Origin of the sequence: Embleya sp. AB8, assembly GCF_049739465.1 — a bacterium.
GTDB lineage: Bacteria > Actinomycetota > Actinomycetes > Streptomycetales > Streptomycetaceae > Embleya.
In genome coordinates, this window is record NZ_JBMHHY010000014.1 from 111,967 (window position 1) to 136,246 (window position 24,280).

A 24,280-nucleotide genomic window follows, 5' to 3' on the forward strand; every position below is an offset into this window, starting at 1 on the left:
GGCTGCCGCCGGGGCCCGGCGGCCGGCCGTCGCCGGCCGGCCGGCCGACCGCCGCGCCGCGTGGGCCGATGCGGTCAGGCCGGGTCGACGGTCCAATCCGGGTGGCCGGGCATCGGCGGGGTCTTGGCGCCGTACAACCACGGGGTCAGGAACGGCGCGAGGTCGCGGCCGGCCACCCGGGAGGCCAGCGCGATGTAGTCGGCCGTACTCGCGGTACGCCCCCGGTAGTGACTCGTCCAGGCGCGCTCGATTCGGGCGAAGGTGTCCGCGCCGACCTCGGTACGCAGCGCGTAGTACACCAGCGCCGAGCCGTCGTAGCGCATGCGCTTGAACAGGGTGGGCTCGGTGGGCGCGGCCGGGGCGCCGTAGTCGCGGCGCCAGATGTCGTGTTGACGGTACGCCTCGCGCATCAGCGCCTCGAAGTTCGCCCCGCCGTTCTCCTCGCTGTAGAGCCGCTCGTAGTAGCGGGCGTGGCCCTCGCTCAGCCACAGGTCGGCCCAACGTTCGATGGCCACGCTGTCCCCGGTCCACTGGTGGACGAGCTCGTGCACCATGTTGCGTTCGGCGTTGATCCGGTCGCCGAGCAGATCGGCCTCCGGAAGCAGGGACAACGACTGGGTCTCCAGCGCGACGCCGAGATCGGTGTGCGCCACGACCAGGCCGTAGCCGTCGAACGGATAGGGACCCAATCTGCGCTCCACCCAGGCCAGGTGACGAGGGGTCAGCGAGCGGTACGGCTCGACCCGGTCGACCAGGTCCGGCGGGATCGCGTCGCGCAGCCGGGTGCCGTCGGCGGCCCGGCCCTCGATCAGGGTGTACTTGCCGATGGCGAGTTGGAAGAGCTGGCCGGCCACCGGCTGCCGGCTGTCGTAGGTCCAGCGGGTGCGGCCGGGCGCGGCCCGGCGCTTGTGCACGAGGGTGCCGTTGGACAGTGCGGTGAGGTCGTCGGCCGCGGTGATGTTGACCGTGGTGCGGGCCCGCAGGCTTGGATGGTCGTCGCTCGGGAAGATCAGCTTGGCGCCGTCCGGCTGCGGATAGACCACCGTGCCGTCGGGGGTGGGGATCCAGCCGAACGTGTCGATGGCGTCGTCGCGGTGCCGTTGCTGGGTGGGGTCGGCGGTGTACTCGACCCGGACCGTGAACGAGCGGCCCTTGCGCAGCGGGCGGGCCGGGGTGATCACCAGTTCGTCGCCGGCGCGCGTGGCGGTCGCGGGTCGGCCGTCGACGGTGACCCGGCCGAGGGTGTTGCCCGCGAAGTCGAGGTCGAACCGGGACAGCGCCTGGGTCGCGGTGGCCTCGATGGTGGTGCCGGCCGGGAAGCCGACGCGGGGCGCCTGCCAGTCGAAGTCCAGGGTGTAGTGCTCGACGCGGTAGCCGCCGTTGCCGCTGAGCGGGAACAGCGGGTCGCCGATGCCGGGTGCGCCGGGCGTGGGCGTCGCGTCGGCGCCTGCTTCGGCCTGCGCGCCGGGCGCGGCGGCCGCGGTCAGGGCGAGGGCGGTGGCCAGCGCGGTGATCAGGGCGAGGAGGGCGTGTGGTGGACGTCTCATGGGCTCCACCCTGTGCCGGCTTCGTCGCTCGCGGTAGGGCAGACCCGCGCATTCACCCGGGTGCGGGTCGACTGCCGTCGCGGTTCGCGGCCGGACGGGTGAGCCGGCCCGGGACGTGGCGAAGTCCCGGGCCGGCGGCGGATGATGCCCGGTCAGGCACGCTGCTCGGCCTCGCGTTCGGCGGCCTTCTCGGCGGCCTTGTCCGCCTGGAAGCCGTCCTCGTCGCGGCCCTTGCGCCAGTAGCCGGAGAACGAGATGTCGGTACGGTCCACGCCGCGCTCGTCGACCAGATGCCGGCGCAGCTCCTTGACCACACCCGCCTCGCCGTGCACGAACGCGTGCACCCGGCCGGTCGGGAAGTCCAGCGCGCGCAGCGCGGCGAGCAGGTCCGGACCGCGGTCGCGGGTGATCCAGGTGAGGTCGAGATCCAGGTCGGGGTGGGTGGCCGGGACGGTCCCGGTGGGGGACTCGGCCGCGCTGCCCACCTCGAGCAGCGCGATCGCCCTGGCCGCGGCGGGGAGGCGCTCCAACGACGCGCTGATCGCCGGGTAGGCGCTCTCGTCGCCGACGAACAGATGCCAGTCCGCCGCGGGATCCGGGGCGTAGGCACCGCCCGGGCCGAGCAGGCGCAGCGGGTCGCCCGCTCGGGCGCGCGCCGCCCACGGTCCGGCCAGCCCCTCGTCGCCGTGGTGGACGAAGTCGATGGTCAACTCGCCGGTGTTCGGGTCGTGCGCCCGCACCGTGTAGGTACGGGTGCGCGGCCAGTCCTCGCGCGGGAGTTCGGCGCGGATGACCTCCATGTCGAACGGCTCGGGATAGCGCACCCCGGGCTGCGGGAAGAGCACCTTGACGTAGGCGTCGGTGAAGCCGTTGTCGATGAAGTGCCGGTAGCCGTCGCCGCCGGCCACGATCCGGATCAGGTGCGGGCCGACCGGCTCGGCGCTGCGCACTTCGAGTTCGATCAGCTTGCGGGTCTTGCGTACCGGTCGTTCGGGGCGTTCGGGGCGTTCCGCCATGGAGGTTCTCCTCGCCTGCGCTGTGCGACTCGATGCGACTCGATGCCGTCTTGGTTAGGTAACCCTAACCAGATGGGCGAGTGATGTGTTCCCCTGGGGCTGGTAAGACACGCCCCAGGGCCGAAAGACACGCCTCAGTGCCACCTGGTGAGTTCGGCGCGCTTGGGTGCGCGGCCGTCGCCGGAGGAGCGGCCGGTGGCGCGGCGGGCCAGCCACGGGCCCAGATGGGTCCGGGCCCAGCGCGCGTCGGCCCGCCTGCGGTCGGCCCAGCGCGGCGCCGGCGCCGGGGGCAGCAGTGCGCGCCAGTCGAACTCGGCGGGCAGGCCCAGGGCTTGCGCGGTGGCCTCGGCGACCCGGCGGTGCCCTTCGGTGGACAGGTGCAGCCGGTCGTCGGCCCACATCCGGGGATCGTCGAAGGCGCGCGCGGTGAACAGGTCGACCACGGTCGCGTCGTAGCGCGCGCCGACGGCGTCCACGAAGGCCACCAGCCGTTCGATGCGCGGCATCAGGCGCGCGGAGGAGCGCAGTCGGCGGGTCGGGTCGGTGCTGCGGAAGAGCACCAGGTGCCCGCCGCCGGCGGCGAGTTTGCCCGCGGCCTGTTCGAACACCGTGCAGACCGCGTCGACGTCGCAGCGCGGGCGCAGGACGTCGTTGAGGCCGCCGGCGAGGGTGATCAGTTCGCCGCCGAGCGCCGCGGCGGCATCGACCTGTTCGTCCGCGATCTGCCGGATCAGCTTGCCGCGTACGGCCAGGTTGGCGTAGCGCAGCGTGGGCGTGTCGACGGCGAGGCGATCGGCGAGCAGATCGGCCCAACCGCGGTAGCCGCCCGCGGGATCGGGATCGGACATGCCCTCGGTGAACGAGTCGCCGACCGCGACGAAGGTCGCGAAGGTGGGGTGTGGTGTGTGCATGGCCGGAAAAGTCTAGTGCCGTGCCCGGCACTGGTGCCGGGTACGGCACCGGCGTCGCGCGCCGGCCCGCCGACCGGTCGGTCAACGGCGGCGGGCGACGCCGAAGAAGTAGTCGCCGAGCAGGGTCTTGCTGCCGATCACGTCGAGCCCGTGGCGGGGCAGTTCGGCGAGGAAGTCCCGGTCGCCGAAGCGGTCCTCGGTGGGGTGGTCGAACAGGAAGGCGAGGCTGGGCCGGGCCAGCGCGCGGGCCGTCATCTCGGAGAAGTAGAACCGCCCACCGGGCCGCAACACCCGCCCGACCTCGGCCAGACAGGCCCGCCAATCCGGGATGTGGTGCACGATCGCGAAGTCGAACACCGCGTCGTAGCTCGCGTCCGCCGCGCCGATCGTGGCGCGCAGATCGGTGGCCGTGCCCGCGACCAGGGCCACCCGGCTGTTGCCGTGCCAGCGCCGCCGGGCCCTGGCCAGCGAGGCGGTGTCGACGTCGATCCCGTCCACCCGGGCGGCGCCGAAGCGGTTCAGGATCAGGCCGATGCCCTTGCCGGTGCCGCAGCCGAGCTCAAGGGCGTGGGCGCCGGGATCGAGCCGGCCACCCAGGCGCAGGAGCAGCGGTGTCTCGTACCAGAGTTGTGGGGCCCGGCGCAGGGGGCTGGCGACGACGACCTTCTCGACCGTGTTCATTCGCATGGAATGCTCCCCCCGGTTGCCGAGTGTGACCAGCCGTCCACGATGGGCCATGGCATGGGCGGCGTCAAGGACGCGCGCGGGCGGGCCCGCCGGGTGGCGCCAGGGTGGTGCGCCCGAGGGCCTATCGTCGCCGGGCGCGACGCTAGCCTTCCGACGTGGGTCGATGGCGCGGTCGCGCCGCGTGCGATGGTGGGTGCCGGTCCGGGACGCGGGTCGGCCGGGCGGTGAGCCGAAGGTGGTGCGAATGAGCCGGACCGCGACGGTGTTGCTGGTGGAGGACGATCCCGGCGACGCGTTGATGATCGAGGAGGCGCTCCTCGATCGGGAGCAGGGGCATGCGCTGTGCCGGGTCGCGGACGGCATGGACGCCCTGGAGTGGCTGCGCACCAACCCCCGGCCGGACCTGGTGATCCTGGACCTGAACATGCCGCGGATGGACGGCCGCGAGGTGTTGTCGGCGATGAAGGCCGACGAGCGGTGGCGCAGCATCCCGGTGGTGGTGCTGACCACTTCGGCGGCGCCCGAGGACGTGCGGCGCAGCTACGACCTGCACGCCAACGCGTTCGTGACCAAGCCGGTGGAACTCGAATCGTTCCTGGCCGCGGTGCGCGGGATCGACGAGTTCTTCCTGAGCCTGGTGACGCTGCCGCGTCCGTGAGCACGGGCGCCGCCGCCGGCGGCCGGGTGAGCGGGCTCACCCGGCCGCCGGCCGGATCAGCACCGCGATGCCGTCCAGGAGGCGTTCCAGGCCGAAGGTGAACAACGATTCGAGGTCCAGTTCCAGGGTCGGATCGCTCAGCGCGGCGGCGTACATCGGGAAGTGGCCGCTGCGCAGGATGAGTTCCATGGTCTCCTCCTGGGCCTGCATCCATTCCTCGCTGGAGATCCCGGTGGCCCGCTCGGCCTCGAACTCGGCGGCGATATTGACGGCGGTGCCGCGTACGTAGTTGAGCATGGTCACCGCGATGTGGATCATCACATTCGGCGACAGGTCCGCGAACTCGGCCATCGCCCACTCCACATGGGCCATCCCGCGCACCGTGGGCAGCGGCCGGGTCATCGACATCACCTGTGCCAGCCACGGGTGTTCGCGGTACATCGCCCATTGCAGCCGACCCGAGGTCTCCAGCCGGGCCCGCCAGCCGATCCGCTCCGCCGGCGGGAAGGGCTGCTCGGCGAACACGTCGTCCGCCATCGCCGCGAGCAGTTCCTCCTTGCCGGGGACGTGCCGGTAGAGGGCCATCGGGGCCACTCCCAGGTCGGCGGCGAGCTGCCGCATCGACAGCGCGGCCAGGCCGCGTTCGTCGGCGATGGCGACGGCGGCGGCGACGATCCGGGCGCGGGTCAGGTCGGTGTCGGCGCGCGAGGGGTGGGCGGGGGGTACGGCCGCCGCCGAGGTGGGGCGGGCCCGCGGGGTGCTGGGGCGGGGCGAACGGTCGGCGACCACCGTGCCGACGCCACGCACCGCGCGGACCAGGCCGGCCTCGCGTAGTGCGGTGAGCACCTTGGTGGCGGTGGCCATCGCGACACCCCATTCGGCGGTGATCGCGCGAGTGGAGGGCACTCGGTCGCCGGGGCGCAGTTCGCCGGCCTCGATCCGCCGGCGCAGTTCGGCGGCGATCCGGGCGGAGGGGGTGGCGGCGGCGTCGGGCTGGGACATCGGGGGCTCCCGGGGGTGTGGGTGCACTAGGGCGGCGATCGGTGCACTATAGGGCACTGGTTCGTCGTGGGGTAGTGCGCCGATGGTAGTGCACTAGTTGATGAGAGGCGTATGAGTGGCGTATCCGTGCTGGGATGAGCGGCGTATCCGTGCGGTGAATCCGGTTGTTGCGTGGATCGACGACGCGTGTTTACTCTGTACGCGTCTGAGCGTACGCCGTATCGGCGGCGAGCCCATGGGGGATTCCAGTGACAATCATCGAGACACCCGAACAACGGTCCGAGCCGGGGCCCGAGCCGGGGCCCGAGCCGGGCCCCGGGCCCGCGGCGCCGGCGGGGCGGCGGGAGTGGGTCGGGCTCGCCGTGCTGTTGTTGCCGCTGCTGGTGGTGAGCATGGACGTGTCGGTGCTGTACTTCGCGGTGCCGTTCATCGGTCGCGCGCTCGAACCCACCGGGACGCAGCAGTTGTGGATCCTGGACATGTACGGGTTCGTACTCTCCGGCCTGCTGATCGTGATGGGCGCGCTCGGGGACCGGATCGGCCGGCGCCGGTTGCTCCTGGTGGGCGCCGCGCTGTTCGCCGGCGCGTCGTTGATCGCGGCGTACGCGCACAGCGCCGAGACGCTGATCGCGGCCCGGGCCGTGCTGGGCGTGGGTGGTGCGGCGCTGATGCCCTCCACCCTCGCGCTGATCCGGACCATGTTCGCCGACCCGAAGCAGCGGGCGACCGCGCTGGCGATCTGGACCGGCGTGCTGACCACCGGGATCTCGCTCGGGCCGATCCTGTCCGGGGTGCTCGTCGAGCACTTCTGGTGGGGCTCGATCTTCCTGATCAACGTGCCGGCGATGGCGATCCTGCTGTTCCTGGTCCCGGTGTTCGTCCCGCGCCATCGAGGGGTCGGGCAGGGCAGGTTCGACCTGATCGGCGCGGTGTTGTCGCTGGGCACGCTGTTGCCGGTGGTGTACGGGATCAAGGAGATCGCCCGGACCGGGGCGGCGACCCTGCCGGTGGCGAGCATCGGCGTCGGACTGGTCCTCGGTGCGCTCTTCGTCCGTCGCCAACTCACCGCCGAGCACCCGCTGTTGGATCTGGAGTTGCTGCGCCTGCGGGCGTTCGGCGGGTCGGTGGTGGCCAATGTGTTGGCGATGTTCGCGATCGTCGGATTCGCCATCTTCACCACGCAGTACCTCCAGTCGGTGCTGGGGATGAGCCCGCTGCGGGCCGCGTTGTGGAGTCTGGTGCCGTCGGTGGCGGTCGCGGTGGCGACGCCGGTGGCCGCGTTGCTGGCCCGGCGGGTGGATCGGGGCTGGGTGATGTGCGGCGGGTTCGCGGTGGGCGGCGCCGGGTTCGCGGTGTTGACGGGCGCCCGGCCCGACTCGTCGCTCGGGGTGCTGCTGGCCGGGGCGGCGGTGTACGCGGCCGGGGTGGTCGCGGTGATGACGCAGGTGACGGACATGGCGATGGGTGTGGCGCCGGCGGAGCGGGCCGCGTCGGCCTCCGCCGTGCTCGAATCGGGCAGCGAACTGGGCGGCGCGCTCGGCATGGCGCTGCTCGGCACGATCGGTGACGCGGTCTACCACCGGGCGATGGTCGACCGGGCCCCGGCCGGGCCGGCCCGGGAGACCCTCGGCGGGGCCCAGGCCACCGCCGCACAACTGCCGGGCGACACCGGTCGGGCCCTGGTGGACACCGCGCGCGACGCGTTCTGCGACGGGATGAGCGCCGCGGCGCTCGGGGCGGTGGTGGTGATGGCGGTCGCGGCCGGCTACTGCGCCCGATTCCTGCGCGGGGTGCCGGCCGGCGGGGCGGAGGATGCCGGGTGACCCGGGGCGGCTTCGGTCAGTGCCGGGTGCAGGCGCGGGCGGTGTGGATCGTGGTCGCGGTGAGGTAGAAGGCGTCCGGACGCCACAGGATGCCGGTGTCCGCGTCGGGGTCGAGCAGCGCGTCCAGGGTGGCCAGGTCCCGGGCGTCCAGGCGGTCGGCCAACAGGGCGCGGCGGTGCGTCAGTTCGGCGTGCAGGTGCTCGCGCGGGCCGGCGTCCAGAGGTGAGGGCAAGTCGATCAGGAACGAGTGTGTGCCGGTGGGGACCAGGCCGGCGCGGGCCAGCATGGCCGGCCAGTCCTCGACCGCGGCGCGGGTGCCGGGCAGGCCCGCGCGCAGATCGGCGAACCAGTCCTCGTGCGCGGCGTCGAGGCGGGCCTGGAGGCCGGGCCGGCCGATGCCGATGTCGCGGGGCAGGAAGCGCGGGGCCAGGCCGCGCTCGGCGATCGCGAGCACGCCGCCCGGGCGCAGTACCCGGGCCAGTGCGTCCAGGGCGGCCTGCTGGTCGCCGAGGTGGTGGACCAGATCGCCCGCCCAGACCAGGTCGGCGTGGCCGAGCGCGTCCAGGTCGGTGGGCAGGTCGACATGGTGGGTGCGGACCCGGTGGCCCAGGCCCTCGCGGTGGGCGCGGGCGCCGGCCCGGGCCAGCAGCGCCGGGCTCGGCGCCACGGCGACCACGTCGGCATGGGGGAAGTAGCGGGCCAGCAGGCACGACGCGACCCCGGGACCGCCGCCGAGGTCGAGGATACGGTCCACCCGGGCCAACGTGTGATCGCCGTGCAGCGCCAGGTCGCGCAGCCGGGCGGCGGCCTGTTCCAGGAACGGCGCGTGCAGTTCGGCTTCGCGGTCGAGGTCGGGCTGGGTGGTCATGGGTGGCTCTCCCGAGTTCTGGCGCTCCGGCGGTGTTGGGGGAGACAACGTCGGCGGACGGCTCCGGTAATCCACACGCGGCGATCCGCACTCGGCGCGCCGGTTCGGCGCGGGCGGTTCAGGCGGTGCCGGTGACGTCGCGGCGGGCCTGGCCGGCCAGGTCGAGGAGGCGGTGTGCCCAGTCCACGAGTCGGGCGCCGGGGTCGGTCAGCCGCATGCCGGTGTGGTCGCGGTCGAACAGGGCCAGACCGAGCGAGCGTTCCAGGGAGCGGATGTGGTCCGCGACGGAGGATTGTGCCATGCCGAGCGTGTGGGCGGCGCCGGTGAGACTTCCCTCCCGGGCCACGACGACGAAGGTGCCCAGATGACGCAGTTCCATCGCCGAAGGCTACCCGGAGCCCGTTTCGCGGCGATGTCGCCGGCCGCGCACCGGCGGTGGTCCGCTACGTTTTCGGGACAGCACAAAGCGGAGGGGAACGGATACGGATGTCGATCCGAGACAGGCGGGACCCGGCGGCCGAAGCGGCCGGGTGCCGGGCGGAAATCGAGCGGCTGCACGTGCTCATCGAGGGCCTGCTCACCGGCGCGAGCCGGGATACCGCCGGATTCGCGCTCGCACACGCGCCGGACTTCACGCTGACCGAGCCGGGTGGTCGTACGCTCACCCGGCCGGAGGTGCTCGCGATGATCGACGGCGCGCAGGGCGCGGTACCGGGACTGCGGATCACCATCGAGGGCGTGCGTGTGGTGGCCTCGGCGGACGAGTTCGTCGTGGCCACCTACCGCGAGGTGCAGGTACGCGCGGCCGGCGGCGCTACCGTGCGGGCCGCGACGGTGGTGTTCGAACGGGACGCCTCGGCCGCGCACGGCCTGCGGTGGCGACACCTGCACGAGACGTGGGCCGCCGGGAGCGACCGGGTCGTCTACAAGCTGGTCGGCACCGACGAATGGGCGTCCGCGCTGCGCGACGGGCGTTTCGCGGGTGCCGGGATCGACCTGGTGGACGGCTATGTACACCTGTCCACGGCGGCCCAGGCGGCGGAGACCGCCCGCCGGCACTTCGCCGGCCGGGACGCGCTGACCCTGGTCGCGCTGGAGGTGTCCGCCCTGGGCGCGGCCCTGCGCTGGGAGCCGTCCCGCGGCGGCGACCTGTTCCCACACGTGTACGGCGACCTGGACCCGACCACGACGGTCCGCTGGAGTACCGAACTGCCCCTGCCCGCGACCCCCGACGGCGATACGGTCGCGGCGGCAGTCGAGGCGGCGCTACGCACGCACGACAACTGACATCCCGTCATACGAGCCGCTGCGGAGTGCGGCGGACACGATGCTCGGCGACCCGGGCTCGGGGCGCCGACGCGGACCCCGATGGGATGGAGGGGATCGCGCGGTCGTGCGGGTTCGGCACGGCGGACGACGTGGCGCCGTGGCCGGTGGGCCGGCTGTACGGGGTCGGGCAGGCATTCGGTACGAACCGTCCCCGCCGTACCCGGACCCGGCCCCGAGCGGCCCGCGGCTGGTCGGCGGGTCAGCGGGTCGGCGTGCGGAGCAGGTCGCCGGAGGTCGCGTCGGAGACGAAGGCGCGGATCGCCGGGCCGGTGAGTTCGCGTGGCGCGAACCCGTCGAAGTAGGCAAGCGGTACGTGTGTGCACAGCAGGGCCGCTGCCACCAGTACCTGATAGCGCGGGACGGCCCGGGCGTGACCCGGGCTCGGGTCCGGGTCGCGCCGGCCCAGCCACCACCACGTCACGACACCCGTGTTGGCGAGCAGCAGAAATGCCCAGCGGTGCGTGTCCCAGCCCGCGAACGCCGCCACCAGCGGCGCCGTCGCCGCCGCGAGCGCCAGCAGCCGATGTGCGCCGACCACCGGCCCACCGGCGAAGGCGAGGGCGAGCCCGGCGGCGAGCAGCACCGCGAGCGGGACCAGGAAGGACAGCACCTCCAGCGGCTCGTACATCCGCAGGCTCTCCGCCTGGGTCCGGCCGAAGATCTCCAACACGTCGGCCCGTGCCGGGAATCCGGCATCGCGCAGCCGCACGGTGAGCCGCGGTACGGCGTCGCCGGAGGCGGGCGAGCCGAGCAGCACGCAGCCGCCCCCGACCACGGCCGGCAGGAGCGCGGCGAGCGCGCGTCGGATCGGCAGGGTGTGTACCACGATCAGGGTGAACAGTGGCACCACGGTGAGCAGTGCGATCTCGTGCACGCACACGGAGAGCGCCATCACCAGCGCCCCGGCGACCCACCGCCCGCGTACGACCAGCCACCAAGCGCCGAACAGGGCCAGGAACAACACCTGTTCGAAATAGCCGACCTCGTGGAAGAGGTAGCCGCCGGTGGGTAGCACCAACCACCCGGCCACCAGCGCCCGCCGGGCCGGCAGCCGAGTACGGACCGCGGCGACCACCAGGACCGCGACCAGCGCGGCCAGGATCGTGAAGGACGTGCCGGCGAACAGGCCGTATGCGTAGTCCGAGCCCTCGGCGAACGGATGCAGCACCGTCCCGACCACGAACCGCCGATGGAAGCCGTCCTGCAACGAGATGGATTGCAGCGTCGCCGTCCACGCGCTCGGCGCGCGCAGCCCGGTGTACGCGGCCAGCGCGACGCACGTCACCAGGATCGCCACCCGACGGCCGGTCGGCGAGGGCACCCACCGGCGTGGTGCCGCCGGTGGCCCGACCGACTCGACGGGCGTGCCGCGCGCGGCTTCGAGCTCGGTGCAAACAACCGGTTCGTGGCAGGTTTTGGGCATGACCGACCTAACCGTCGGCGCCCCGACGGGACGCGAAGGAAGCGAGGAAGCGAGGAACGCGAGAAGAAGCGAAGAAGCGAAGAAGCGAAGAAGCGAAGCGAAGGGGCGAAGGGGCGAAGCGAGTCGGGAACGGACGCGGCGGACGGGCGCGGCTACCGGTTGCTTCCGCCGAGGGGGCGGGGGTCATCCCCTCGGTCGGGCCGTAACCACTCGTACGGAGTGCTCACTTCGTCGGGGGACATCTCGACCGGGTCGACCCGATCACCCCGCAACTCCCGGAGCGCCGCCGGGGCCGGATGCGAGGGCACCGCCGATGCCGCGCCCGGCTCGCCGATGGCGTAGCGGCCCGGAATGCCGGTGCGTTCGGCCGGGCGCCAAACCGCCCAGAGTTGCTCGACGGCGGTCCGGGGAAGATCCTCGGGCGGGTGCCGGTTGCTGCGGATCGGGGGCGCGCCGCGGCGCGTTCCGGGCGCGGCTGCCTCGGCGTATTCGGTGCAGCCGGCTCGCTCGCCCAAGGCCCGCTCCCTCGTTCGTGTCCGGAGGAGCCGTGCGGCTCCACTGGTGTCTAGACGGGTCGAGCGGGTGTTTGGATAACCGCCGGCGTGCCGGATTCGATGTGGTATCGATCACAGTTGGCGGGTTGTATCCGGCCGGCCGGCCGGGTCGGTCAGGGAGCGGTGGTCGGGATGGTCGGGAGCGGTGGGCGGGCCGGCGCCCGGTCGAGGGTGATGCCGAAGTGTTCGCGGTAGGCGGACAGCAAGGCGGCGTCGTCGGTGAGGGGTTCCTCGTGCCGGTCCGGTCCGGTGCTGCGGACCAGGGTGCGGTCGGAGATGGTGATCCGGCCGTCGGCGGTGGGGCGCGAGCAGATCGGCGCGCGGGTGAAGTGCGACGAGGGTGAGGTCTGGTGCCACCAGCAGCCCGCCGCGAAGTCGGGCAACTCGCGGGGCCGCGCCTCCAGGCGATACTCCGGCCGGCCGTCGTGCAGCACGTCGAGATCCCCGTCCGTGCCCTCGACCAGGCGGAACACCCCGCCCGGCTCGACCTGATCCGTACGCACGTCCAGCCGCAGCGGATGGTGGGTGAACCGGCCGAACCCGACGTCGACCAGCCACGGGTGGTCCAGGTCGACCCGCAGGGCCAGGTGGTCGAACGGGATGCCGAGCCGACCCTCGGTATCGAGCGTGCGGGCCGCCAGCAGGGTGACCCGATAGCCCAGCGCGCGCAGCAACAGCGCGAACGTGCCGCCCAGTTCGTAGCAGAAGCCGCCACGCCCACGATCAAGCAGCTTGCCCAGCAGCGCGTCCTCGGCCAATGAGATCGGCCGGCCGAGGTGGATGTCCAGGTTCTCGAACGGGACCGCGAGCAGATGCCGCCACTGGAGCTCGGCCAGCGTGGCCGCGTCGGCACGCGCGGGGCGCGGCATGCCGAGTCGGGCCAGGTAGGCGTCGATACGGGCGTCGTCCATGGGGTCTCCGTGCGGTGTGGCGGGGGTGGGTCGGCGCCCATCATGCCCAGCGGGCCGGCCGGGCCACGCACCCGCCTCCGCGGATTTCGGGAGGTCGGGGAACACCCCGGGACCGGCCCGGTCCGGCAGCGGCACCATGCCGGTGCCGCGCTCGGCGAGGTCTGCCCCGTCACCGCGCCCGGCCCGGCGCCTCGCCGCCCGGCCGCGACGTCCGCGTACTCCGGTGAGCGGATCGGCGGCGACACCGCGACCTTGTCGCGTGCCAGGTCGGGCGGGCGGATAGGTTGGGGGGATGCGTGTCGCGTTGATCGATTCCGGGATGGGGCTGTTGCCGACGGCCGGGTGGTTGCGGCGGTTGCGGCCGGATCTGGATCTGTTGTTGTGCATGGATCCCGATCACATGCCGTGGGGGGACCGCGGCGAGGCGGCGATCACCCGGCGCGTGCTGGCCGCCGCCGATTCGGCCGCCGAGCGTGGGGCGGACGGCATCGTGGTGCCCTGCAACACCGCCACGGTCACCGCCCTGGACACCCTGCGGGCGCGGTCCGAGCCGCTGGTGCCGGTGGTCGGCACGGTGCCGGCGATCAAGCCCGCCGCCGCGTCCGGTGCGCCGTTCGCGGTGTGGGCCACCGTCGCGACCACCGCGAGCGCGTACCAGGCCCGGCTGATCGAGGAGTTCGCCGCAGGGCGGGCGGTGACCCGGGTGGCGTGTCCGGGACTGGCCGAGGCGATCGACCGGGCCGACGAGGACGCGATCGACGCGGCCGTCGCCGACGCCGCGCGGCGTACGCCGGCGGACTGCGCGGGCGTGGTGCTCGGCTGTACGCACTACCCGCTGGTCGCCGAGCGGATCGCCGCCGCGCTGCCCGCCGGGACGGCCCTGTACGACAGCGCCGAGGCGGTCGCCCGACAGACGTTGCGCCGGCTCGACCTGACCGAGGACTCGGCGGCGGCCCCGGGCGACTTCGAGGTGCTGCTGAGCGGACGCCCCGGCATGCTGCCGCCGGTCGCCCTGGCCTACCCGCTCGGGCGCGCGCTCGCCGCCGGCGGCCGGCTGCCGGTCGATGTGCTGCTCCGGGGCGGTGCGGCGACGGCGCGTGTGCAGCCGGCCTGACCGCGTCGGGGATCGGTTACGCGCCCCAGGAGCGGGTGCACAGGACCAGCCGGTAACCGTCGGGGTCGCTGACGGTGACGCCGAATCGGTCCCAGTAGGGGTTGTGCGCGACGGTCCGGGTGCCGCCCGCGGCCACCAGGCGGTCCACCAGCGCCGGGTCGATCGGGCCGCCCAGGTAGAGGACGAACAGGTCGTCGACGGTGGGCGTCGGCGGCAGCGGGTGCTCGGGGTCGCGGGTCAACTCGAAGTGCCAGCCGGCACCCGGGAGGCCGACCATCACCAGGTCGTGCTCACCGGCGACCCGCTCGGTGGTGCGCCACAGCACCTCCAGGCCCAGGCCCTCGACGTAGAACCGCTCGGCGGCGGCCGGGTCGGCGGACGGACGGGCCACTCGTACATGTGTCTCCGCGCTGATCATGCGGGCGAGATTAGCGGGTGCCGGCGGGTCGACCCCACCCCGGTCCGGCCGCCCGCCAAGCATCCGCGCGGGCGGCCGGACCGGTCTGCTACACCGACTTGCGGTAGACGCGGAAGGTGCGCATCGACAGCCAGACCGCGAACGCGGCCAACGCGACCAGCGCAGCGCCGCGTTCGGCCACCATCGCCCAGTCCGGATCCGCGCGCATCGCCGAACGGGCCGAGCGCAGCGCCCAGTCGAGCGGATTGAACCGGGCGATCACCCGGATCCAATGCGGCATGTTGGCGGCGGGCAGGAACGCCGAGGACAGGAACGTCAGCGGCAGCAGGAGGAACGTGTTGAGCGCGATCACCGTCTCCCGCTGCCGGGCCACCATGCCCAACGCGTTGGAGAAGGCGCCGAAGATGGTGCCCAGGATCGAGGACACCACGATCAGCACCAGGATCCCGACCACCCCGCCCGGGTAGTGCGCGCCGCCCAGTCGGCCGAGGGCGATCATCACCAGCGACTGGAACGCGGTCGAGCAGCCCTGGGCGACCACGTTCGCGTTGACCAGCGCGCTGCGCCGCAACGGGGTGACCAGGAAGCGGTTCAGCGTGCCGCGGTCGATCTCTTCCAACACCCCCATCCCGGCCCACATGTTGGCCGAGACCGCGTTCATCACCACGACGCCGGGGACGAGGTAGTCGAGGTAGGAGCCGGCGCCGAAGCCGGGCAGGTCGGCGACGTTGCGAAAGAGCTGCCCGAACAGGAACAGCCAGATCACCGGCTGGATCAGGGTGATGATCAGGTAGGCCGGTTGGCGGAAGAACACCCGGAACTGACGGTCGGTCATGTACCAGGTGTGGGTGATCGCCTCGCGCAGGCCGCCGGCCCGCACGGCACTCGGGACGGTGATGGTCATCGGGTGCCTCCCTCGGTGGCGGTGGCGGTGGTGGTGGCGGTGGCCGGGACGCCGGGGATGTCGTCGGGGTCGGTGCCGGCGGCGGTGTTCGCGTCGGCGAGACGTCGCCCGGCGTGGCGCAGGTAGACGTCGTCGAGCGAGGGGCGGGTCACGCTGACCGCGCCCACCCGGGCGCCGGCCCGGTCCAGGGCGGCCAACACCGCCGGTACGGCGGCGGCCCCGTGGTCCGCGCGGGCGCGTACGGTGTGGGCCTCGACGGCGACCTCGCGGATGTTCGGCACCGCCGCCAGCGCGTCGCGGACCGCCGGCTCGGCCGGATCGAGCAGGTCCACCCGCACCGCGTCGCCGCGCAGTTCGGACTTGAGCTGCTCGGGGGTGCCCTCGGCGACGACCCGGCCGTGGTCGACGATGGCCAGCCGCGCGGCGAGCCGGTCGGCCTCGTCCAGGTAGTGCGTGGTGAGCAGGATGCTCAGGCCCTCGGCGGCCAGCCGGCCGATCTCGTCCCACATGTCGGTGCGTGCCTCGGGATCGAGGCCGGTGGTGGGCTCGTCCAGGAAGAGCACTTCCGGGCGGTGCACCAGGCCGAGCGCGACGTCCAGGCGGCGCTGCATGCCGCCGGAGTAGGTACGGACCGGGCGCCGGGCGGCCTCGGTCAGGCCGAAGCGGTCCAGGAGGTCGTCGGCACGCCGGCCGGGATCGCGACCGCGCAGGCCGAACAGGCGCGCGGCCAGGATCAGGTTCTCCCGACCGGTGGCGACCGGGTCGGCGCCGGAGCGCTGGGCGACCACGCCGATCGCCCGGCGGACCAGGGCGGCTTCCCGGACCACGTCGTGGCCGGCCACCCGGGCCGAGCCGGAGTCCGCGGCGGCCAGCGTGGTGAGGATCTTGACGGTCGTGGACTTGCCCGCACCGTTGGGCCCGAGCAGGCCGAAGACGGTGCCGGGGGCGACGCTCAGGCTCAGCCCGGCCAGTGCCCGGACGCCCTGCGGCCGGCCCTTGAGCGGGTAGGTCTTGACCAGGTCGTGCGCTTCGATCGCGGGTACGACGTCGGTGCCGGCGCCGCCGGTGTGCTCGGGCGCGGGCCCGCCCGGGACGGTTGCCGCCGTCCGTGCGGTGTGGTTCATGGTGGGGTGGATCCCTCCGGTCGACATGCGGTACGGCGGCGCCGGATGGCGCGCCGACCTGCGACAAGAGGACCGGGGATACGATGAGTTCGGTGCACCTCGTACGTGCCGGTCCCTGTTGCCGCAGGGTTTCGGTTCGAGGTTCCCGGCCCTCGGGCATGGTGTTCGAGCACCGCCCGGGGGCCTGTTTCGGTCCGGATCGTGGGTTACGGGGTGGGGTCGTCGATGGCGGTCCCCCGATATCGGTCGGCGAGTTCGGTCGGCGAGAGTTCCAGGCCCGCGGCGTCGAGTTCGGCCCAGCGGGGCGGGAACTCGCCGGTCTCGTGGAGTCCGCGCCACTCGGCGACGCCGGTGAGGGTGCCGTCGGCCAGCTCGGCGAGCAGGCCGCGGATCCAGCCGGCCTCGGCCTCGACCATGGCCAGCTCGTACTCGCTCTCGACCAGGAACACCCGTGGCAGGAAGCTCGCGAGGTCGGCCAGCTCGGCCCGGGTGCGCTGCACGTGCGCGTCGAGGGCCTCGACCCGCTGCCGCAGCAGCTCGCTCACCCGGTCCGGGCCGAGCACGATCATCAGCGACAACGCGGCCTCGAAGCGCGGGAATTCGTGCACCCGGACGGCGAGCAACTCGCTCAGCCACTCGCGCATCTCGGTGTCGCCGGCCTCGGTCACCGTGTAGATGGTGCGCTCGGGCCGGCGACCCTCACGATCGGTCCCGGTGGCGGCGATCAGGCCGTGTTTGGCCAGGTTGCGCACGACCGTGTAGAGCGAACCGAAGTTGATCTTGATGCTGCCCTGTTTGCCGCGGCTGCGCAGCACCTGGGCGATCTCGTAGGGGTGGCGCGGTTGTTCGGCGACGAGCACCAGCACGGCGAGTGCCAACGTGCTGTCCACCTTGCGCTTGGCCACCCCAACTGCCCCCGTGACTCGATTACTTGCCACCGAATATACGACGGCGGGCAGTGTGCGTCCAGGGGCAGGTGGCGGTGGTTCAGCCGAAGTCGGCGGCGTGGTCGGCGGCCCAGTCGGCGAAGCTGCGGGCCGGAGTGCCGGTGAGGTCGTACACGGCGGTGGTGATCGGGGCGGGCTGGGGCGGTCCGTCGGCGCCTGCGAGCAGCGCGTCCACGAGGGCGGGCGGACGGCCGTCGGCGAGCATCCGGGCCCGGGCGGCGGCGATCGGCACCGGCTCGAAGCGCAACGACCGGCCGATCGCCGCGCCGATCAGCCGAACCTGGTCGGCCCGCCCGAGTACCTCCGGACCGGTCAGGACGTAGGTCGCCGCCGCGTGCGACCCGTGCTCGGTCAGCACCCGGACCGCGGCGGCGGCGATGTCCCGCTCGTGTACCACCGGCTTGGCGGCCAGGTCCGGGCCGCGCACGACCCCCGTGTCGCGGATCTGCGCGGCCCAGCCCAGTGCGTTGCTCGCGATCGTCTCGGCGCGCAGGATGGTCCACTCGACGCCGGACTTCGCGATCGCCGCCTCCAGTTCGGCGTGCAGCCCACTGATCGGATCGGGCTGCCGATCCAGGTCGTCCCGCACCCGCGAGGAGGACAGATACACCACCCGCCGAGCGTGCGCCGCGATCGTGTCCAGCACGCCGGACGCCCCCTCGGCGCTCGGGAACGGCCACACCAGGAACACCGTCTCGGCCCCGAGAAGCGCGGGGGCGAGGGTCTCCGGCGCCCCCAGATCCCCGCCGACCACCTCGACCTCGCCCGGCAGCGCGGCCTCCTCGGGCCGCCGGACCAGGGCCCGCACCCCGACCCCTGCGGCCACCAACTGCCCGACCACCTGCCGCCCGACATTCCCGGTCGCCCCGGTCACCAAAATCATGCGCGTGCCATCCCCGTGATCGAGGGCCGGCCGATCCGGCCCCGCCGCGACGATCATGCAACCTCAACCGCGCTGGAGGTCAAGGACGGTCGGCGAACGATGGACGCCTATCGGTCCTTCTCCGCCCGATGCCGACGCTCGGCGTCCTGGAGCGCTCCCCAGTGGCGGGCCCGCTCGAAGTGGCCGCCGATACGCGCCGCATGCTCTTGTCGGTCGGCGTAGAACCGAAGGGCCAGATTGACCGCTGCCGTCGGCGTCCGGGCCCCGGACAAGGCCACGACCCGCTGCAGAGTGTCGTCGTCGAGGTCGATCCGGGTCTCGGTCATACCGCACGCACCTCCCTGTGGATGTTCGTGAGGTACAACGAGGCCATGCGTTGCCGGCGTCGGGCTCACTCGAGGATCTTGGTCAGGAACGTCGACAGGTTCTCCCGCGTGCGGGCAATTTGTTCGTCCACCGTCAGGGTCTCCTCGAAGCGGGCGCCGGGGGCTGCCTGCTTCTTGCCGCGGACGTAGAGGGAGCAGGCCAGGTCGGTGCAGATGTACACGCCGACCGAGTTGCCCTCGCGGCCGGCTTTGCCGGTCTTTCGGGCGGTCATCAAGGACACGCCGCTGCCCGGGTGGGTGGTCAGACACAGGGAGCACATGCTGCGGTGCAGGTAGCCGCGGCGCTGGGCGGGGAAGCGCAGGGTCACCCCGACCAGCGTGCCCTCGTGTTCGGTCACCAGGTAGGTGCGGTCGGGTGCGCCCGGATCGCCCCAGCCCAGGAAGTCCAGCTCGGCCCAGGGGCGTTCGGCCAGGTCACGAGGCATCGGCAGGCGCTGGGCCTCGCCCTTGGAGCAGTTGACGAACGACGTACGGATGTCCTGCTCGGTCAGTGGGTTCATGCGGCGGAAGCTAACATTGCCTGTGTACTCTAGGCAAATACCTAGAGGCTCTAGGAAGCGCCCGGCGGAGGATGGAGGTGGCAGGTGGCTCGGAAGGGACTCACGGCGGACCGGGTGACCCGGGCGGCGGCGGAGCTGGCGGACGAGGTCGGCTTCGAGAACATCACCCTGACCGCGCTGGCGCGCGGCTTCGGGGTCAAGGACGCGAGCCTGTACTCGCATGTGCGGAACATCCAGGAGCTGCGGGTGTGGATCGCGCTGCTGGCCGCCGACGAGATGGCCGACCGGATCGGCGCGGCGGTGGCCGGTCGCGCGGGCAAGGACGCGCTGATCGCTTTCGCCCGGGCCTACCGTGAGTACGCCCTGGAGCACCCCGGCCGCTACGCGGCCACCCAGGCGCGGATCGATCCGGCGCTGCTGGCCTGCTCCGACGGCTACCGGCGCAATGTCGAGAACACCTACGCGATGTTGCGCGCCTACGGCTTGGACGAGCCCGATCTGACCGACGCGGGACGGCTGTTGCGCGCCGCGTTCCACGGCTTCGCGGCGCTGGAGGGCAACGGCGGGTTCGGCCACGTACGCCCGCCGGGCGCGTCTTTCGACCGGGCCGTCGAGGCACTGCACGTGGCGTTGACGAACTGGCCCGACTGACCCGGTCGATCATGGTGCCATGGTGCCCGGGAGTGGGCCGCCCGCGGGGCGGCTCCGGATCCGTTGGAGGCACGTGGTGACGAAATACGTGGCGCTGCTGCGCGGGATCAACGTGGGCGGGCATCGCAAGGTGCCGATGGCCGACCTGCGCCGGGTGCTGGCCGAGCTGGGCTACACCGAGGTACGCACGCTGCTGCAGAGCGGGAACGCGGTCTTCGAGGCCGCCGACCGGCCGACCGTGGACCTCGTCGCGGAGATCGAGGCGGGCCTGGCCGCCGAGTTCGGGTTCGCGGTGGACGTGATGGTGCGAACCGGTGCGGAGCTGCGCGCGGTGGTCGCGGCCAATCCGCTGGAGGTGCGTGATCCGGCCAAGCTCGCGGTGGCGTTCCTGCGCGCCGTACCGGATCCGGCGGTGTGGGCCGGGCTCGATCCGCAGAGCTACGCGCCGGAGGAGCTTCGGGTGGGGGAGCGCGAGCTCTACCTCTACTTCCCCGACGGGCTCGGCAGGGCGCGACTGACGCCGATCCTGGCCCGGCGGCTGGGCGACGGGGCGACCGTGCGCAACTGGAACACGGTGCACAAGTTGCTGGCGCTGGTGGAGTAGTCCCGGCGTTCGGCGTTTGCACAATTCTCTGTGCACAGATTATTGTGCACACATGGCCACCTCGCCGGAACGTCGTGACGTCAGCGAACTCGAAGCGCTGAAGGCGCTCGCGCACCCCCGGAGACAGCGGATCCTGCGGCAACTGGAGACGGGCGGGCCGGCGACCTCCGCGTCACTGGCCCGCGCGCTCGACCTGAACACCGGCGCGACCAGCTACCACCTGCGGGAGCTGGCCAGGCACGGGTTCGTCGAGGACTTCGCCGACCCCGACGCGCACGGACGCGAGCGGTGGTGGCGCGCCGTGCGGCGGGATCTGCGGTTCCCGCCGCGCAGCGAGCAGAGCGCGGAGGTCCGGCCGGTGGTCGACGAGCTGAACCGACTGGCCTTCGCGGCCGACCTGTCGGAATACCTGCACTCGCAGGACGCGACCGCGGCCGGCGAGGCGGGGGAGGCCGTCGACATGCCGTACTCGCGCGGCAGCATCCAGGTCACCCGGGCCGAACTGGGCGAGTTCTTCGAGGAATACATCGCCCTGATGAACCGGTACAAGCGCACCGGGCCGTTGCCGGCCGAGGTGCTGCCGGTGGAGACCCGCTTCTTCGCATACCAAACACCGACCCCCGCCGAGCCCGGTGAGCCCGGGACGGGCGGTCGGGATATTCAGCACATCGATAGTGAAAAGGGCGGCACCGCACCATGAGTTCGCAAGACCGGATACCCGACGCCGTGACCCTGACCGGCGTCGGCCGCGTCCACGGCAAGGGCACCGCCGCCGTCACCGCCCTGCACGAGATCACCGTCGGCATCCGGCGGGGCGGCTTCATCGCCGTGATGGGACCCTCCGGCTCCGGGAAGAGCACGTTTCTCCAGTGCGCGGCCGGCCTGGACCGGCCGACCAGCGGGAGCGTACGACTGGGCGAGACGGAGTTGGCCGGGCTGTCCGAGAGCGCACTGACCGAACTGCGGCGCGAGCGGATCGGGTTCGTGTTCCAGGCATTCAACCTGATGCCCTCGCTGACCGTCCTGGAGAACATCACGCTGCCGCTGCGCCTGGCCGGCCGCAAGGCGGACCGGTCCTGGTCGGCGGAGATCGTCCGGCGGGTCGGCCTGACCGGACGGACCGGGCACCGCCCGGCCGAACTCTCCGGCGGCCAGCAGCAGCGCGTCGCGATCGCCCGCGCGCTGGTCACCCGACCCGAAGTGGTCTTCGCCGACGAACCCACCGGCGCCCTTGACTCGGTCACCGCCAAGGAGGTGCTGGTCCTGCTGCGCGACACGGTGGACTCGATGGGCCAGACCGTGGTGATGGTCACCCACGACCCGGTCGCCGCGTCCTACGCCGACCGGGTGCTCTTCCTGGCCGACGGCCGGATCACCGACACGATGGCCGGCGCGAGCGCGGACCGGATCGCGGACCGGATGACCCACCTGGGTGCGTGGGCCTGATGCTCTTCCTCGCCCTGCGCACGCTGCGCGCCCGCAAAGGCGGCTTCGTCGGCGCGTTCGTCGCGCTGCTCTGCGCCGCCGCACTGGTCACCGCGTGCGGCGCGCTCCTGGAGACCGGACTTCGCGGCGACATCAGGACCGAACGCTACGCCGGTACCGACACCGTGGTCACCGCCGACCAGAACCTGCACTGGACCAAGGAGAAGAAGGGCAAGACCAAGACCAAATCCAAGCCGCTGACCGAGCGGGCCTGGTTGGACACGGCCGCGGTCGATCGACTGCGCGCGGTGCCGGGTGTGCGCGCGGTGGTGCCCGAACTGACCTTCCCCGCGCACGTGCTCACGGCCGGCGGCCGGGCCCTGGACACCGCGGACAACGCGTGGGGGCACGCGTGGGAGTCGGCCGGCCTGACCCCCTTCGGGCTGCGCACCGGGCGGGCGCCGACGGCGGCCGACGAGATCGTGGTGGACGCGGACCTGGCCCGGCGAGCCGGAGTCGGAGTGGGCGGCACGGTCACCGTGCAGGCCGGCCGCGCCCCGGGGCCGTATCGGGTGGTGGGCATCGCGGCGCCGCCCGGTCGGGACGGACTGGCCCGGCAGGCCACGGTGTTCTTCGCCGACGACGAGGCACGGCGGCTGGCCGGGCATCCCGGGCAGGTGGCCGCGGCCGGCCTGGTGATGGCGCCCGGCGCGGATCCGGACGCGGTGCGGACGGCGGCGCGGGCGGTGCTCGCCGGTACGGGTGCCCAGGTGCGCACCGGCGCGGATCGTGGCTCGGCCGAGTTCCCGGCCGCGGCCAAGGCCCGTACGACGCTGGTCAGTCTGGGCGGCGCGCTCGGCGGTACGTCGTTGCTGGTGGCGATCCTGGTGGTGGTCGGTACGTTCGCGCTGTCGATACAGCAGCGTCGGCGCGAGATCGCCCTGCTCCGGGCGATCGGCGCGACGCCCCGGCAGATTCGGCGGATGGTCGGGCGCGAGGCGCTGGTCGTCGGGCTGCTCGCGGGAGCGCTCGGGGCGGGCGCCGGCCTTGGGCTCGCGCGGTGGCTGTATGGGCGGTTCGTGGCGTTCGGGGCGTTGCCGGACACGTTGGAACTGCGGCTGAGTGCGATTCCGCCGCTCGGCGCGGTGTTGTTGACGCTGCTCGCCGCGTGGACGGCGGCTCGGGTGTCGGTCCGGCGAGCCGCGCGGGTGCGGCCGACCGAGGCGCTGGCGGACGCGGCGATCGAGCGGCCGGGGTTGGGGGCCTGGCGCCTGGTCGGTGGGGTGGTGGCGGCGCTCGGCTTCGGGGCGTTGTTGGTGCTGCTGAGTTCGCTGGACACCGAGCCCACGGCGACGCCGGTCACGTTTTTGACGGTGATTCTGGCGGCGGTGGCGATCGCGCTGCTCGGTCCGGTGTTGGCTCGGGCGCTGTCGGCCGTGCTGGGGCCGGTGGTCGCGCGCTGGTCGCCGGTGAGCGGGTTCCTGGCGGCGCGCAATATGCGGGCTGCCGCAGGGCGGGTGGCGGCGGTGGTCGTGCCGCTGAGTCTGGCGGTGGCGATGGCTTCGACCATCCTGTTCACCCGGACGACGACGGACCATGCGGCCGAACAGCAGGCCGGGGCGGGGACGTTGGCCTCGTTCACCTTGGCCGCAGGCCCCGGGGTGCCGGGTGCTGCGGCGGACGCGGTGCGGGCGGTGCCGGGGGTCGAGGTGGCCACCGAGGTGCTGCACACGATGGTGCGGGCGGGGCAGGACAAGTTCTCGGCACAGGGCGTCACGCCTCGGGGGTTGGCACGGACGCTGGATCTGCGGACGACGTCCGGCTCGCTCGGGGCGATGACCGACGGCACGGTCGCGGTGAGCGAACTGGCGGCCCGGACCAAGGGAGTCGGGGTCGGGGACCGGCTGCGGATCACCATGGGGGACGGGGTCGTGCTCGCGTTGCCGGTGGTCGCGGTGTACGAACGTGGGCTGGGGTTCGGTGATCTGACGCTGCCTCATGCGGTGGTGGCGGCCCATGTGGATCGACCGGCGGCGGACGCGGTGCTGGTTGCGGGGGCGCCTTCGGTGTCGCGAAGTGCGGTGCAGCGGGCGGTGGGTTCGTTTCCCGGGGTGCGGGTGCTGGATGCGGGGGACGTGGGGCGGGCCCGGCGGGATCAGGCCGGTACGCGGGCGCAGGTCGACTATGTCGCGATGGGGCTGATCATTGCGTTCACCGGGATCGCGGTGGTGAACACGCTGGTGATGGCGACCTCGGCGCGGCGGCGCGAGTTTGCGCTGCTGCGGTTGGTGGGGACGACTCGGCGGCAGGTGCTCCGGATGTTGCGGTGGGAGACCGGGATGGTGGTGCTGCTCGCGGGTGGGCTGGGCACGGCGGTCGCCTACGCGACATTGACCGCGTACAGCCTGGGGATGACCGATCGGGCCGTGCCGTACGCGCCGCCGTTGACGTATGCCGCGGTGTTGGTCGCGGCGGCGGGGTTGGCGGTGGTGGCGACGGTGGTGCCGGGCTGCGCGGCTTTGCGGGGGAATTCGGCCGAGGTGATCTCGGTGCGAGATTGATGGGCCGCCTTCGCCTCATGCGCCGGCGGGGCTA

The 24,280-nt window shown here is 72.9% G+C and carries 26 protein-coding genes; 9 read left to right on the forward strand and 17 right to left on the reverse strand.

Annotated elements, in window-relative coordinates:
- Positions 1 to 74: 74 nt before the first annotated feature.
- From ABIA38_RS21945 to ABIA38_RS21960, 4 genes are all read right to left on the reverse strand, one after another.
- Positions 75 to 1,547: a M1 family metallopeptidase gene (locus tag ABIA38_RS21945; RefSeq protein ID WP_424640444.1), complete on the reverse strand. Its 1,473-nt coding sequence runs from the start codon at positions 1,545 to 1,547 to the stop codon at positions 75 to 77.
- A 152-nt stretch (positions 1,548 to 1,699) separates the two neighbouring features.
- Positions 1,700 to 2,563 carry a siderophore-interacting protein gene (locus ABIA38_RS21950; protein ID WP_424640445.1) on the reverse strand — a complete coding sequence of 288 codons (864 nt, stop codon included), beginning with the start codon at positions 2,561 to 2,563 and terminating at the stop codon, positions 1,700 to 1,702.
- Positions 2,564 to 2,697: 134 nt separating this feature from the next.
- Positions 2,698 to 3,474 carry an SGNH/GDSL hydrolase family protein gene (locus ABIA38_RS21955; RefSeq protein ID WP_424640446.1) on the reverse strand — a complete coding sequence of 259 codons (777 nt, stop codon included), beginning with the start codon at positions 3,472 to 3,474 and terminating at the stop codon, positions 2,698 to 2,700.
- Positions 3,475 to 3,555: 81 nt separating this feature from the next.
- Positions 3,556 to 4,161 (reverse strand): class I SAM-dependent methyltransferase, encoded by a 606-nt coding sequence (locus tag ABIA38_RS21960; RefSeq protein WP_424640447.1) that lies wholly within the window; start codon positions 4,159 to 4,161, stop codon positions 3,556 to 3,558.
- 244 nt (positions 4,162 to 4,405) lie between these two features.
- Between ABIA38_RS21960 and ABIA38_RS21965 the strand changes: the two genes are divergently transcribed.
- Entirely contained in the window at positions 4,406 to 4,819 is a 414-nt protein-coding gene (locus tag ABIA38_RS21965) for a response regulator (RefSeq protein ID WP_424640448.1), read from the forward strand.
- A 36-nt stretch (positions 4,820 to 4,855) separates the two neighbouring features.
- On the opposite strand, the gene ABIA38_RS21970 is transcribed toward ABIA38_RS21965, so the two are convergent.
- On the reverse strand, positions 4,856 to 5,821 hold the full coding sequence (locus tag ABIA38_RS21970; RefSeq protein WP_424640449.1) for a TetR/AcrR family transcriptional regulator C-terminal domain-containing protein: 966 nt from the start codon (positions 5,819 to 5,821) through the stop codon (positions 4,856 to 4,858).
- A gap of 392 nt (positions 5,822 to 6,213) precedes the next feature.
- Between ABIA38_RS21970 and ABIA38_RS21975 the strand changes: the two genes are divergently transcribed.
- Positions 6,214 to 7,644 carry an MFS transporter gene (locus tag ABIA38_RS21975; RefSeq protein ID WP_424640580.1) on the forward strand — a complete coding sequence of 477 codons (1,431 nt, stop codon included), beginning with the start codon at positions 6,214 to 6,216 and terminating at the stop codon, positions 7,642 to 7,644.
- A 16-nt stretch (positions 7,645 to 7,660) separates the two neighbouring features.
- Here the strand turns inward: ABIA38_RS21975 and ABIA38_RS21980 are convergent, their stop codons facing one another.
- Positions 7,661 to 8,512, reverse strand: a complete 852-nt coding sequence (locus ABIA38_RS21980) for a class I SAM-dependent methyltransferase (RefSeq protein WP_424640450.1) — start codon at positions 8,510 to 8,512, stop codon at positions 7,661 to 7,663.
- A gap of 118 nt (positions 8,513 to 8,630) precedes the next feature.
- Complete coding sequence (locus ABIA38_RS21985; protein WP_424640451.1) at positions 8,631 to 8,891, reverse strand: LysR family transcriptional regulator; 261 nt, start codon at positions 8,889 to 8,891, stop codon at positions 8,631 to 8,633.
- A gap of 107 nt (positions 8,892 to 8,998) precedes the next feature.
- Between ABIA38_RS21985 and ABIA38_RS21990 the strand changes: the two genes are divergently transcribed.
- Complete coding sequence (locus ABIA38_RS21990; RefSeq protein ID WP_424640452.1) at positions 8,999 to 9,799, forward strand: DUF952 domain-containing protein; 801 nt, start codon at positions 8,999 to 9,001, stop codon at positions 9,797 to 9,799.
- A 241-nt stretch (positions 9,800 to 10,040) separates the two neighbouring features.
- On the opposite strand, the gene ABIA38_RS21995 is transcribed toward ABIA38_RS21990, so the two are convergent.
- The 3 genes from ABIA38_RS21995 to ABIA38_RS22005 all read right to left on the reverse strand — a co-directional run bounded on the left by ABIA38_RS21995 (position 10,041) and on the right by ABIA38_RS22005 (position 12,729).
- Positions 10,041 to 11,162 (reverse strand): hypothetical protein, encoded by a 1,122-nt coding sequence (locus ABIA38_RS21995; RefSeq protein WP_424640453.1) that lies wholly within the window; start codon positions 11,160 to 11,162, stop codon positions 10,041 to 10,043.
- Positions 11,163 to 11,416: 254 nt separating this feature from the next.
- A complete protein-coding gene (locus ABIA38_RS22000; protein ID WP_424640454.1) occupies positions 11,417 to 11,779 on the reverse strand; it encodes a hypothetical protein in 363 nt (120 codons plus the stop codon).
- A 152-nt stretch (positions 11,780 to 11,931) separates the two neighbouring features.
- On the reverse strand, positions 11,932 to 12,729 hold the full coding sequence (locus tag ABIA38_RS22005; protein ID WP_424640455.1) for an arylamine N-acetyltransferase family protein: 798 nt from the start codon (positions 12,727 to 12,729) through the stop codon (positions 11,932 to 11,934).
- Between the two features lie 292 nt (positions 12,730 to 13,021).
- Here ABIA38_RS22005 and ABIA38_RS22010 point away from each other — a divergent pair, with 292 nt between their 5' ends.
- Positions 13,022 to 13,843 (forward strand): glutamate racemase, encoded by an 822-nt coding sequence (locus tag ABIA38_RS22010; protein ID WP_424640456.1) that lies wholly within the window; start codon positions 13,022 to 13,024, stop codon positions 13,841 to 13,843.
- A 16-nt stretch (positions 13,844 to 13,859) separates the two neighbouring features.
- Here the strand turns inward: ABIA38_RS22010 and ABIA38_RS22015 are convergent, their stop codons facing one another.
- The 7 genes from ABIA38_RS22015 to ABIA38_RS22045 all read right to left on the reverse strand — a co-directional run bounded on the left by ABIA38_RS22015 (position 13,860) and on the right by ABIA38_RS22045 (position 19,005).
- Complete coding sequence (locus ABIA38_RS22015) at positions 13,860 to 14,261, reverse strand: VOC family protein (protein ID WP_424640457.1); 402 nt, start codon at positions 14,259 to 14,261, stop codon at positions 13,860 to 13,862.
- 88 nt (positions 14,262 to 14,349) lie between these two features.
- On the reverse strand, positions 14,350 to 15,165 hold the full coding sequence (locus ABIA38_RS22020) for an ABC transporter permease (protein ID WP_424640458.1): 816 nt from the start codon (positions 15,163 to 15,165) through the stop codon (positions 14,350 to 14,352).
- Positions 15,162 to 16,289 carry an ATP-binding cassette domain-containing protein gene (locus tag ABIA38_RS22025; RefSeq protein WP_424640459.1) on the reverse strand — a complete coding sequence of 376 codons (1,128 nt, stop codon included), beginning with the start codon at positions 16,287 to 16,289 and terminating at the stop codon, positions 15,162 to 15,164. Before ABIA38_RS22025 ends, ABIA38_RS22020 begins: the two co-directional genes overlap by 4 nt.
- Before the next feature lie 206 nt (positions 16,290 to 16,495).
- Positions 16,496 to 17,194 (reverse strand): PadR family transcriptional regulator, encoded by a 699-nt coding sequence (locus ABIA38_RS22030; protein ID WP_424640460.1) that lies wholly within the window; start codon positions 17,192 to 17,194, stop codon positions 16,496 to 16,498.
- A gap of 82 nt (positions 17,195 to 17,276) precedes the next feature.
- Entirely contained in the window at positions 17,277 to 18,119 is an 843-nt protein-coding gene (locus ABIA38_RS22035) for an NAD(P)H-binding protein (RefSeq protein WP_424640461.1), read from the reverse strand.
- 107 nt (positions 18,120 to 18,226) lie between these two features.
- Positions 18,227 to 18,445: a type II toxin-antitoxin system VapB family antitoxin gene (locus ABIA38_RS22040; RefSeq protein WP_424640462.1), complete on the reverse strand. Its 219-nt coding sequence runs from the start codon at positions 18,443 to 18,445 to the stop codon at positions 18,227 to 18,229.
- A gap of 65 nt (positions 18,446 to 18,510) precedes the next feature.
- On the reverse strand, positions 18,511 to 19,005 hold the full coding sequence (locus tag ABIA38_RS22045; protein WP_424640463.1) for an FBP domain-containing protein: 495 nt from the start codon (positions 19,003 to 19,005) through the stop codon (positions 18,511 to 18,513).
- Between the two features lie 84 nt (positions 19,006 to 19,089).
- Between ABIA38_RS22045 and ABIA38_RS22050 the strand changes: the two genes are divergently transcribed.
- From ABIA38_RS22050 to ABIA38_RS22070, 5 genes are all read left to right on the forward strand, one after another.
- Positions 19,090 to 19,656, forward strand: coding sequence for a TetR/AcrR family transcriptional regulator (locus ABIA38_RS22050; protein WP_424640464.1), 567 nt, complete (start codon positions 19,090 to 19,092; stop codon positions 19,654 to 19,656).
- A 73-nt stretch (positions 19,657 to 19,729) separates the two neighbouring features.
- A complete protein-coding gene (locus tag ABIA38_RS22055) occupies positions 19,730 to 20,260 on the forward strand; it encodes a DUF1697 domain-containing protein (protein ID WP_424640465.1) in 531 nt (176 codons plus the stop codon).
- 52 nt (positions 20,261 to 20,312) lie between these two features.
- Positions 20,313 to 20,960, forward strand: coding sequence for an ArsR/SmtB family transcription factor (locus ABIA38_RS22060; protein ID WP_424640466.1), 648 nt, complete (start codon positions 20,313 to 20,315; stop codon positions 20,958 to 20,960).
- The gene (locus ABIA38_RS22065; RefSeq protein ID WP_424640467.1) at positions 20,957 to 21,706 is read left to right on the forward strand and encodes an ABC transporter ATP-binding protein; all 750 of its coding nucleotides are present in this window, start codon (positions 20,957 to 20,959) and stop codon (positions 21,704 to 21,706) included. Before ABIA38_RS22060 ends, ABIA38_RS22065 begins: the two co-directional genes overlap by 4 nt.
- Complete coding sequence (locus ABIA38_RS22070) at positions 21,706 to 24,246, forward strand: FtsX-like permease family protein (protein ID WP_424640581.1); 2,541 nt, start codon at positions 21,706 to 21,708, stop codon at positions 24,244 to 24,246. The genes ABIA38_RS22065 and ABIA38_RS22070 overlap by 1 nt, the downstream gene beginning before the upstream one ends.
- The last annotated feature ends 34 nt before the right edge of the window (positions 24,247 to 24,280 follow it).